This window comes from Ureibacillus suwonensis (assembly GCF_042655065.1).
Taxonomy (GTDB): domain Bacteria; phylum Bacillota; class Bacilli; order Bacillales_A; family Planococcaceae; genus Ureibacillus; species Ureibacillus suwonensis.
Map to the genome: position 1 here is coordinate 1 of NZ_JBHSNQ010000070.1, position 10723 is coordinate 10723.

Genomic DNA, 10723 nt, shown 5'->3' on the forward strand with positions numbered 1-10723 from the left:
CATTGGGCTCGAGCCGGGCCCGCGGAAAGCGTCCCCGGAACGGAAATCAATTTTCTTCAATTATCAAAAAAACACCATTTTCTCCCGGGAGAAAATGGTGTTTTTTATCTTTTGTCCCAGCCTCTTTGTTTATGCTTTTTTCATGATGAAAGTCAAATGGCGACCGGCTTTTTTATCTTCCCGGTAGGAAAAGCCCTGTGGATTTTTGAAGGTGCATGTGGCATCAATGAAGATTTGTTCTGAAGGTATACCGCTCAGTTCACATTGTCTTTTTACCGTTAGCTGGTTGTCGATATGGTATTTCCCGGTTTCCGCATTAAAATAAACGAATTCATCCGCATATCCCAAGTTTTTAAATTTTTCGTATACATCTTCATCGACTTCAAACTTTTCTTGGCTGATGGCGGTGCCGATAAGCACATGGAAGTCTTGCAAATCGCATTGCTCGTTGTTCCGGATATATTCAAAAACTTTTCTTGTGATTTCCTTCACAGTTCCTTGCCATCCGGAATGGATGACTCCGATGATCCCGCTTTTTTCGCTATAGAAAATGACCGGTACGCAATCGGCGGTAAAGGTGCAAAGGACAATGCCGGGTTCTGTAGTATAAAGGGCGTCTGTATTTGGGATGGCGGTATCTTTGGACAGGGCGCCCCGTCCGCGGTCTTGTGCGGTCACTTTGTAAACGTTGTCGCTATGGGTCTGATTGGCACAAACAAATTGCCGGATATCGCACCCGATGTAAGCGGCAAGTTTTTTGCGGTTTTGGATGATTTCTTCTTCCTTTTCGCAAACATGAAGAGCCATGTTATGTTGTTCCAATTCCACTTCATTTTTTAATGTTATGCCGGCAATGAAATGATCGTTATTGATATAAAGTTTTGTCGTCATATCTTCACTCCCATAGACAGTTCGTCGTTTTGGATGGCAACTTTTATTATATCCTGTTCTTTCGGGAGAGTCATAAGAATATTCCATATTGGACAAAAGCGGAAACATTACCGCTTCAACACAGTAAACGTTAAAGCATAAGAAAATCCTATCAGGTAACGTTTTACCCGATAGGATCGTTTATGGTTAACTTTGTTGATAACGGTGGATTAAATCGTTGTTTTGTCCCCGGGCAAAGACATCTGTCCGGTTCGGCCCCCAAGAAACAGCGGCTGGTGCACTCGTGATTTGTGTAGTGCCAAGGTTTACCCAAGGTTCCCAACGAGTGCCGTTCCAAGTTCTCTTATATAATCGATTGCCCACGCCTCTTACAAAGACATCCAGGTGGTTTGCCCGTTTGGATGAAACTGTCGGCGCACTTGTCAAAGTGCCGCTGAGACTTTCCCAATCACTCCAGCGGTTGCCGTCCCACCATTTATGAATTAAATCGTTATTTGCCCCTCTCGCAAAGACGTCAATCCGGTTCGGTCCCCAAGAAATTGCGGCAGGTTCGGAAGCCAGATTTCCTCCAAGGTCTTCCCAAGGTTCCCAATTGGATCCATTCCAAGTTCTTTTATATAAGCGATTTCCGGTTCCTCTTACGAAGACATCCAATTGATTTGCCCGTTGTGAAGAGGCGCTAGGACCGCTCGTCAAAGTGCCGCCGAGGCTTTCCCAACTGCTCCAGCGGCTGCCGTCCCACCATTTGTGGTACAATGCATCATCTGTCCCTCTTACAAAGACGTCAATCCGGTTTGGCCCCCAGGAAACAGATCCGGGAGCAGAAGTCAATACACCGCCAAGGCTTTCCCAGTTGCTCCAGCGGTTGCCATCCCACCAGATATGGTACAGCGTATTGTCGCTCCCTCTTGCAAAGACATCCAACCGGTTGGGAGCCCATGAACTTACACTCGGCGCGCTTAATAATGTGCCGCCAAGGCTTTCCCAATCGGACCATCCTGCTTCCGGCCTTGGTCCAGGTTCTGGAGTGGGACTTTCCCCTCGGATATAGGACAGAGCTAATTCAATGACTCTTATTAAAATGCGGTTCACTGTATTTTCTGGGAAATTCATCGAGCGGATAAATGGCAGGAACCAAGGATTATCACGCTGGAACTGATTGTAAATTTGGGTTGGAGTGCGGTTCAAGTTTTGTTGGCTTTGCAAATAGGAGATGGTTAAAAAGATGAGGGTATCAACCATTTGAGGATTTACCCCTGCTTGTTCCAGCTGGGTATATAAGTTGCTATGTTCCGTGCGGATGCGTTGGATCAGTTGTTGCACGCCTGGTCTTGAGGATTGTTGGGGGATTTGTTGTGCATACAGAGGGTACTGATAAGGGTGGTAATAATTGACCGGTACATAAACGTAGTAATAAGGATAGCCATTATTATACATGTACATATGCATACCTCCGTTTCTCTGAATAGTGTATGCAGGAAGAGAAAAAATGGAACTTTCAGGGTTCGAATCTGGAATAGTATTTTTATCCCATGAATATGTTCTTAAAAATAGTAGTTGTTACATACTATTGAAACAAAAAATTGTAAATTTTTATAATCGAAAATTATTGATAGAAAAATATAAAAATTTGATAAAAAAAAATAATAAACGAGATATAATATCAATATTTTATTAATTAAAAATTCCATATAATACGAAATATTTAAATTTACCAAAAAATCGCACTAGACTAAATAAAGAGAATGTTTTAAAATACTTAAAGCTAAACATTTTAATTAGATATTAGAGACGGAATCTTATTTCAGAAAATTATGATATTAGTTTTCTGGGATAGGTGTCATTATTTTTTGAAAAATCTAATATCTATAAATATTATCTACAAAAATTTAGTAACGGGGGGAGTTAATAATGATGGAGGAAACAAAAAAACTTAAAAAATACGCCTCTCTCTTTCTGGCATCTTCGCTGGTATTAGGAGCTCTAGCTGGTTGTAGTGGGGGTTCTGACGGAGGTGACGATGCATCAAAAGACAGCGGTTCAGATAACGGAGGAGACGGCGGCGTTATCAAAATTGGTGCGAACTTGGAGTTGACTGGAGGAGTTGCTTCCTACGGTTCATCCATCAAACAAGGTGCAGAACTTGCGATTGAAGAAATCAATGCCAATGGCGGAATTGACGGCAAAAAGATTGAGTTTGTTGCTGTGGATAACAAATCAGAGAACGCAGAAGCAACATCCGCTGCGATTCGACTAGCGACACAAGAAAAAGTAGATGTAATGATCGGACCTGCAACGAGCGGTAACGTTCTTGCCACTGTGCAAATTGCGAACGATAATAAAATTCCTTTAGTGACTGCTTCAGGTACTGCGCCAAACGTTACTGAAAATGAAGACGGATCTATCAACGAATACGTATTCCGTACTTGCTTCATCGACCCATTCCAAGGAGTTATTGCTGCAAACTTTGCAACAGAAGAACTTGGAGTGAAAAATGTAGCGATTTTTGCGGATAACTCTTCAGACTATGCCAAAGGTTTGGCGGCTGCATTCAAAGAGCAAATCGAAGCTAATGGCGGCAAAGTGGTTGCTGAAGCGGCATATGTGGCAAAAGACACAGACTTCAAATCAACATTGACAACGCTTAAATCCAAAAATCCAGAGTTCATCTTCATTCCTGGATATTATGAAGAAGTTGGTTTGATTGTAAAACAAGCGCGTGAATTGGGAATTGACGTTCCATTGATGGGTGCTGACGGATGGGATTCTCCAAAATTGGTTGAATTGGCCGGTGCCGACAACTTAAACAACTCATTCATCATCAACCACTATTCATCTGAAGACCCAGATCCAAAAATCCAAGACTTTGTTAAAGCGTTCAATGATAAGTACGGTGAAGCGCCAAATGCATTCCACGCCCTTGGATACGATACAGTTTACTTCATCAAAGATGCGATTGAGCGCGCTGGTTCTGTAGATGGCGAGAAAATTAAAGATGCACTTGCTGCAACGAAAGACATTTCGCTTGTGTCTGGTACAATCTCAGTGGATGAAAAGCATAACGCAGTTAAATCCGCAACGATCCTTGAGTATAAAGATGGAAAACAAGTATTTAAAACTAAGATCGAACCTTAATGTTTTAAGAAAGGGGGGCACACCGCCTCCCTTTTCCCTTTCGTAGTGTAAAATTCCAAATATTAGTTGACCATTATGGTGCCTGCAGTTGACAGAATTACATAGGCTACAAAAAGGAGTGTGACTTTATGGATTGGTTGCAGCAGCTCATTAACGGTATTTCCTTGGGAAGTATATACGCCTTGATTGCGTTGGGATATACGATGGTTTATGGGATTATTAAATTAATCAACTTTGCTCATGGAGACGTTTTCATGCTCGGGGCATTTATCGGCTTTTTCGCCATCACCCGATGGGAAATGGGGTTTATTCCCGCACTAATTACGGCAATGATTGCCTGTGCGATTATCGGGGTTATCATCGAACGGGTGGCTTATAAGCGTTTAAGAAATGCGACCCGTATCGCAGCGTTAACCACAGCCATCGGGGTGTCATTTTTAATCGAATATACCATGATTTTCTTTAGAGGTGCGACACCAGAAGCGTATCCGAAAGAAGTGCTGCCGGACAAAACTATTGAAATTTTGGGTGCGAAGTTAGATTCTAAAGTAATTTTCATTTTGATCGTAACCATTATTCTTATGATTCTTTTGCAATTCATCGTACACAAAACGAAAATCGGAAAAGCGATGCGTGCAGTTTCTCACGATGCGGATGCTGCCAGATTGATGGGGATTAACGTTGATAATACCATCTCTGCAACGTTTGCGATTGGTTCTGCCTTGGCAGGGGCAGCGGGAGTCATCTTTGGTTCCTATTACACAAGAATCGATCCGTTAATGGGTGTTCTTCCAGGGTTGAAAGCTTTCATCGCAGCGGTATTAGGCGGAATTGGAAGCATTCCAGGCGCGATGGTCGGAGGATTCATTTTGGGAATCGTCGAAACGATTGTAAGCGCTATTGGTTTCTCGCTATGGCGCGATGCAGCAGCTTTCGTTATTTTGATATTGATTTTGATTTTAAAACCAGCAGGATTATTTGGTAAAAACATCCGTGAGAAAGTGTAGGTGACTGGGGTAATGAAAAAATCAAAAGCCTTTTGGATTTATTTAGCATTTGCGCTGGTAATCTATGCAATTGTACAAGTAATGCTTACTAATGGAATGCTAGATTTGTATTATCAAAACATGTTAATTACAATTTGCATCAACGTTATGCTGGCAGTAAGTTTGCATATTGTTATTGGGATTACAGGGCAATTTTCCATTGGACATGCCGGATTTATGGCGGTAGGTGCGTATATTAGCGCCATTTGTACGATGAAATTGGGCTTGCCGTTTATTGTTGGGATCATCTTGGCAGGTGTTGTGGCGGCTGTTGCCGGCGTACTTGTTGGTGTGCCTTCATTGCGTTTGAAGGGTGACTACTTGGCCATCTGTACATTAGGTTTTGCAGAGATTATCCGAATTGTTTTCTTAAATGTGGATTATATAGGCGGGGCAGCTGGGATGGTTGTAAATCACGCAACTACTTGGACTTATGCCTTTGTTGGTGTTGTGATTACCATCATGGTTATTTCCAACTTTACAAAGTCACGGCATGGACGCAGCTGTTTGGCGATCCGTGAAGATGAAATCGCCGCCGATGCAATGGGGATTAATACAACTTATTATAAAGTGGTTGCTTTTGTTATCGGTTCACTTTTTGCGGGAGTTGCAGGCGCGCTTTATGCACATAACTTCTATATCATTCAACCGACAGCATTTAACTTCCTAAAATCCTTTGAAATTTTGATTTACGTTGTGTTGGGAGGTTTAGGAAGTCTTTCAGGTTCTGTCATTGCAGCGATCTTCTTAACAGCTGTTTCACAATATTTGCAGGCATTCCCGGAAACACGTATGATTATTTACTCCGTCGTGTTGATTCTTGTGATGTTGTACCGACCAGCAGGACTCATGGGAACGAAAGAGCTGAAAGATGTATTCAAAATGAAAAAAAGAGGAGGTTCTGAAGCATGAGCAATCCTCTTGTAAAGTTAGAGAACATCGGCATACAGTTTGGCGGATTAAAAGCGGTTCAAAATGTAAACATGTATATCAATAAAGGTGAACTTATCGGCCTTATTGGTCCGAATGGAGCCGGAAAAACAACAACATTCAACATGTTGACCGGCGTATATACGCCAACTGAAGGTGAAATTACCTTTGACGGCAAAAGCATTAAAGGGTTAAAACCGTATCAAGTAACCCATAAAGGGATCAGCCGGACTTTCCAAAATATCCGCTTGTTCAAAGATTTGACTGTATTGGATAACGTAAAAATTGCAAACCATCACCTTGCAAACCATTCCATCCTTTCTTCCATCCTCCGATTGCCAAGCCATTTTAAAGGCGAAGCGGAAATGGAGAAAGAGTCCATTGAGTTCTTAAAAATTTTCGGACTCGATGTTTATAAAGATGAGTTGGCCAAAAACTTGCCTTATGGGATGCAACGTCGCCTTGAAATCGCCCGGGCGCTTGCTGCGGGGCCAAAGCTGCTTTTGTTGGACGAGCCCGCAGCAGGTATGAACCCGCAAGAAACACAAGATTTAATGGATTTGATTGCATTAATCCGAAAAGAATTTGATTTGACAATATTATTGATTGAACACGACATGAGTTTGGTCATGGGGATTTGTGAACGGATTTACGTGCTGGACCATGGCCAATTGATAGCGGAAGGAACACCGGAAGAAATACGTAACAATCCTAAAGTTATCGAAGCTTACCTTGGCGAGGAGGTTAAGAACTAATGTTACAAGTAAATAATATTGATGTATATTATGGGAATATCCATGCATTAAAAGATGTCTCCTTGGAAGTAAATGAAGGTGAGATTGTTACGTTAATCGGTGCGAACGGCGCAGGAAAAACAACCTTATTAAAAACATTGTCCGGTTTGTTGAAACCAAAACATGGCACAATCACATATAACAAGCAACAAATCGGGGGCAAACCGGCACAGGTGATTGTGAAAAACGGTATTATCCATGTACCGGAAGGCCGCAGAGTATTCGCCAATATGTCCGTTGAAGAGAATTTGGATTTGGGCGCATATCTTCGGAAAGATCGGGAAGGGATCAAAAAAGATTTGAACCATGTATTTGAAATGTTCCCAATCTTAAAAGAGCGTAGAAAACAATTGGCCGGTACTTTATCCGGTGGGGAACAACAGATGTTGGCGATTGGAAGAGCCATCATGTCTAAACCAAAGCTGTTGCTTTTGGATGAACCATCGATGGGGTTGGCTCCATTAATCGTTCAGCAAATCTTTGAAATCATTCAATCCATTAATAAAGAAGGAACAACGATTTTGCTTGTCGAACAGAACGCCCACATGGCACTATCAATTGCAGACCGGGCTTATGTTATTGAGACGGGAAGAATCGTATTGTCAGGAGAAGCGAAAGAACTTCAAGAAAGTGAGCAAGTAAAAGCTGCATATTTGGGTGGCATATAATGAAAAAGGCTTATCCGAAAAGAGAACGGATCTTTTCGGTAAGCCTTTTTCACTTTTTATGGTGATCTGATTCAGCGGAGCATGATTTTTACCATTCAATATGGTCAGGATATTTCATTTGAATAGGCAATTCATGGATTTCGTGTTTTGTAAGATTTGCAGTGGCCAATATTTCATCTTTTAATGCAATGTATTCATCATCCTCCACCATCAGCCGGATGGCAAAGGCGCCTAAATTCTCCTTTCTTTCTTCAAACGAAAGTTTCAAATACTCCAAGTTTAAAACATCTACATATTGGGTGGCATAACGGTAGTACTTTGGTGACTTATTGAACATGAGATGAATAAATACATTGAAATGTTCTTCCGGCAAATGCTCCCTTAAACAATCCGTAACAACAGACTGGAATTTCCGGATCGTTGTTATATGTGGATTCCATGGATTGCCGTCGATGAATTCATTATACAAATCGATGAAGTCATTTAAAGCAAGCGTGGTAAAAATTAATTCCGGCCATAAAATTTCAACGGAAAAATAGACATTTTTTTGTGGGGCAAGAATGTCTTTTTTCTTTTCGATTCCTTTATGTATTCCATTTGCAACAAATTCGATATTGCATTCGCCTTGCGTCGCTTTTCTCAAATGAAGGCAAACTTTTAAAATGCGTTGTCTGGCCCCTTGGTAATCGTAATATTTATTTTCATCCCCAATGACTTCATAGATGGAATTGATCAGCTCATCTAAATCCCAATAGTCGCCGCTGATTCGGCCCCCCGTCAATCGTTCAGTGCTTTGAATGGATAACATATTGATCCCACCTTTTTTATCTCTGAAAACCGGAACCTATTAAATATATTGTACAACCATTTGACTAGAAAAGACTATATATTTCTATGAATCAATGAAAAATAAAGTAAGAGAAAGTTTTGGGAAAAAGAGAAAAAACGGAAATAAAAAAGAAAAAATAAAAATTTTCGAGCAATAAGTAGTTTATTGCCGTTAAGGGTTGGGTAGAGATAAGAAACTGATTGAATTAGTTCATAGGGGGTATGTTTGAAAGAAAGGATAACAAGGCAAAAAATTTTATATTATTCAGAAATAAACCAGGAAGTTTCTGAATAAATAATTATTAAATACCTTTTAGTAGACAATGATGGGTCTGCAAGGAGAAGGTATAAAATTTTTTTAAGGGGGAGTAGGATAAATGTCAGTTTTAACTGTCGCATATGCATTTCCGAACACTGAAGGAGCAATTGTAAACTTTAAGGAGCGATACGACAACTATATCGGAGGAAAATGGACACCGCCAGTGAATGGTGAGTATTTTGACAACATTTCGCCGGTCACTGGTAAACCTTACACGAAAGTCGCTCGTTCCACAGCGGAAGATATTGAACTTGCCCTTGATGCAGCTCATAATGCGAAGGATGCTTGGGGAAGAACTTCCGTTGCGGAAAGGGCAAAAATTTTAAACAAAATCGCCGATCGCATGGAAGAAAATTTAGAATTGCTAGCAGTTGCTGAAAGCTGGGAAAATGGTAAACCGGTCCGTGAAACATTAAATGCGGACATACCTTTGGCTATCGATCATTTCCGCTATTTTGCAGGAGTCATTCGGGCTCAAGAAGGCGGCATCAGCCAAATTGATGACAATACGATAGCATACCATTTTCATGAACCGATTGGTGTTGTTGGACAAATCATTCCATGGAACTTCCCGATTTTAATGGCAGCATGGAAACTGGCACCAGCCCTTGCGGCAGGAAACTGCGTGGTTTTAAAACCGGCTGAGCAAACTCCAACTTCCATTTTGGTGTTGATGGAGCTTATTGAAGATTTATTGCCACCGGGTGTTGTCAATATTGTAAACGGTTTTGGTTTGGAAGCCGGAAAACCATTGGCATCCAATCCGCGCATTGGAAAAGTGGCTTTTACCGGTGAAACAACGACAGGCAGACTCATTATGCAATATGCATCACAAAATATTATTCCAGTAACATTGGAGCTGGGTGGAAAATCGCCAAATATCTTCTTTGAAGATGTTTTTGATGCGGATGATGAATTTTTGGATAAAGCGATTGAAGGCTTTGTATTGTTTGCCCTAAACCAAGGGGAAGTATGTACATGCCCTTCAAGAGCGTTAATCCAGGAATCCATTTACGATAAATTTATGGAACGGGCCCTTGAACGGGTGAAAGCCATTAAGCAAGGAAACCCGCTTGATCCGTCGACAATGATTGGGGCTCAGGCTTCAACGGAACAGATGGAGAAGATTTTATCTTACATTGATATTGGCAAGCAGGAAGGTGCGGAACTGCTTATTGGTGGTGAGCGCAACAAATTGGATGGCGAACTGGCGGATGGCTACTACATTAAGCCGACTGTTTTCAAAGGCCATAACAAAATGCGCATTTTCCAAGAAGAAATTTTCGGACCGGTTGTGGCAGTCACAACATTTAAAACGCCGGAAGAAGCGTTGGAAATCGCAAACGATACAATGTACGGTTTAGGCGCAGGCGTATGGACTCGCGACATTAATACCGCTTATCGCATGGGACGCGGCATTCAAGCGGGACGTGTATGGACAAACTGTTACCATCAATATCCTGCTCATGCAGCGTTCGGCGGATACAAAATGAGCGGAATCGGCCGCGAAACGCACAAAATGATGCTTTCACACTATCAACAAACGAAAAACTTGCTGGTGAGCTACGATCCAAATAAACTTGGCTTCTTCTAATTCCTATCCAGGGAGGGATGGCTTTGGTGGAACGCGTTGTTGCGACGGATGCAGCCCTTGCCCTCATTGAACAGTTAAAGAAAAAACATGGTCCAATTATTTTCCATCAATCAGGCGGATGTTGCGATGGCTCTTCTCCTATGTGTTATCCTGAAGGGGATTTAATCATCGGAGACAATGATATATTATTAGGGGAAATTGGTGGAGCCAAATTTTATATGCATAAAACCCAATTTGAATATTGGAAGCATACGCAACTGATCATTGATGTTGTAGAAGGCCGCGGTGGCATGTTCAGTTTGGAAGGTGTGGAAGGAAAACGCTTCTTGACCAGATCAAGGGCATTCACTTCCGATGAACTCGCGGAATTAAAAAAGGTAAGTTCATAAATAAAAGAGGCTGGGACAAAACCCTCCTCTAAAATGGAAACAGCCCATGAAATGTTGGAATGAAATTTCATGGGCTATTACTATTTTTTTAATAAAAATAAGGACATCTTCTGATAAAATTTAAGTATC

General features: G+C 41.4%; 10 protein-coding genes. 7 read left to right on the top strand and 3 right to left on the bottom strand.

Annotated elements, in window-relative coordinates; translation table 11 throughout:
- Positions 1-129 precede the first annotated feature (129 nt).
- Positions 130-891 (bottom strand): peptidoglycan editing factor PgeF, encoded by a 762-nt coding sequence (gene pgeF / locus ACFPOH_RS08060; RefSeq protein ID WP_342580652.1) that lies wholly within the window; start codon positions 889-891, stop codon positions 130-132.
- Between the two features lie 186 nt (positions 892-1077).
- Positions 1078-2334 (bottom strand): PLL family lectin, encoded by a 1257-nt coding sequence (locus tag ACFPOH_RS08065; RefSeq protein WP_390309357.1) that lies wholly within the window; start codon positions 2332-2334, stop codon positions 1078-1080.
- 471 nt (positions 2335-2805) lie between these two features.
- On the opposite strand from ACFPOH_RS08065, the gene ACFPOH_RS08070 reads away from it, so the two are divergent.
- The 5 genes from ACFPOH_RS08070 to ACFPOH_RS08090 all read left to right on the top strand — a co-directional run bounded on the left by ACFPOH_RS08070 (position 2806) and on the right by ACFPOH_RS08090 (position 7464).
- Complete coding sequence (locus ACFPOH_RS08070) at positions 2806-4026, top strand: ABC transporter substrate-binding protein (RefSeq protein WP_390309360.1); 1221 nt, start codon at positions 2806-2808, stop codon at positions 4024-4026.
- A gap of 128 nt (positions 4027-4154) precedes the next feature.
- Positions 4155-5033 (top strand): branched-chain amino acid ABC transporter permease, encoded by an 879-nt coding sequence (locus ACFPOH_RS08075; protein ID WP_342580651.1) that lies wholly within the window; start codon positions 4155-4157, stop codon positions 5031-5033.
- A gap of 12 nt (positions 5034-5045) precedes the next feature.
- Positions 5046-5984: a branched-chain amino acid ABC transporter permease gene (locus ACFPOH_RS08080; protein ID WP_342580650.1), complete on the top strand. Its 939-nt coding sequence runs from the start codon at positions 5046-5048 to the stop codon at positions 5982-5984.
- A complete protein-coding gene (locus tag ACFPOH_RS08085) occupies positions 5981-6757 on the top strand; it encodes an ABC transporter ATP-binding protein (RefSeq protein WP_342470817.1) in 777 nt (258 codons plus the stop codon). The genes ACFPOH_RS08080 and ACFPOH_RS08085 overlap by 4 nt, the downstream gene beginning before the upstream one ends.
- Entirely contained in the window at positions 6757-7464 is a 708-nt protein-coding gene (locus ACFPOH_RS08090; protein WP_342470818.1) for an ABC transporter ATP-binding protein, read from the top strand. Before ACFPOH_RS08085 ends, ACFPOH_RS08090 begins: the two co-directional genes overlap by 1 nt.
- 88 nt (positions 7465-7552) lie before the next feature.
- Here ACFPOH_RS08090 and ACFPOH_RS08095 read toward each other — a convergent pair whose 3' ends face one another.
- A complete protein-coding gene (locus tag ACFPOH_RS08095; protein WP_342470819.1) occupies positions 7553-8272 on the bottom strand; it encodes a DUF6904 family protein in 720 nt (239 codons plus the stop codon).
- A 397-nt stretch (positions 8273-8669) separates the two neighbouring features.
- Between ACFPOH_RS08095 and adh the strand changes: the two genes are divergently transcribed.
- Together adh and ACFPOH_RS08105 are read left to right on the top strand one after the other, a co-directional pair.
- Positions 8670-10205: an aldehyde dehydrogenase gene (adh, locus tag ACFPOH_RS08100; protein WP_390309358.1), complete on the top strand. Its 1536-nt coding sequence runs from the start codon at positions 8670-8672 to the stop codon at positions 10203-10205.
- Positions 10206-10228: 23 nt separating this feature from the next.
- Positions 10229-10594, top strand: coding sequence for a DUF779 domain-containing protein (locus tag ACFPOH_RS08105; RefSeq protein ID WP_141602024.1), 366 nt, complete (start codon positions 10229-10231; stop codon positions 10592-10594).
- Positions 10595-10723: the final 129 nt, after the last annotated feature.

Coding starts and splice junctions, on each gene's coding strand:
- ACFPOH_RS08070 (WP_390309360.1), top strand. CDS start 2,806: ATGGAGGAAACAAAAAAACTTAAAAAATACGCCTCTCTCTTTCTGGCA.
- ACFPOH_RS08095 (WP_342470819.1), bottom strand. CDS start 8,272: ATGTTATCCATTCAAAGCACTGAACGATTGACGGGGGGCCGAATCAGC.
- pgeF (WP_342580652.1), bottom strand. CDS start 891: ATGACGACAAAACTTTATATCAATAACGATCATTTCATTGCCGGCATA.
- ACFPOH_RS08075 (WP_342580651.1), top strand. CDS start 4,155: ATGGATTGGTTGCAGCAGCTCATTAACGGTATTTCCTTGGGAAGTATA.
- adh (WP_390309358.1), top strand. CDS start 8,670: ATGTCAGTTTTAACTGTCGCATATGCATTTCCGAACACTGAAGGAGCA.
- ACFPOH_RS08080 (WP_342580650.1), top strand. CDS start 5,046: ATGAAAAAATCAAAAGCCTTTTGGATTTATTTAGCATTTGCGCTGGTA.
- ACFPOH_RS08090 (WP_342470818.1), top strand. CDS start 6,757: ATGTTACAAGTAAATAATATTGATGTATATTATGGGAATATCCATGCA.
- ACFPOH_RS08065 (WP_390309357.1), bottom strand. CDS start 2,334: ATGTACATGTATAATAATGGCTATCCTTATTACTACGTTTATGTACCG.
- ACFPOH_RS08085 (WP_342470817.1), top strand. CDS start 5,981: ATGAGCAATCCTCTTGTAAAGTTAGAGAACATCGGCATACAGTTTGGC.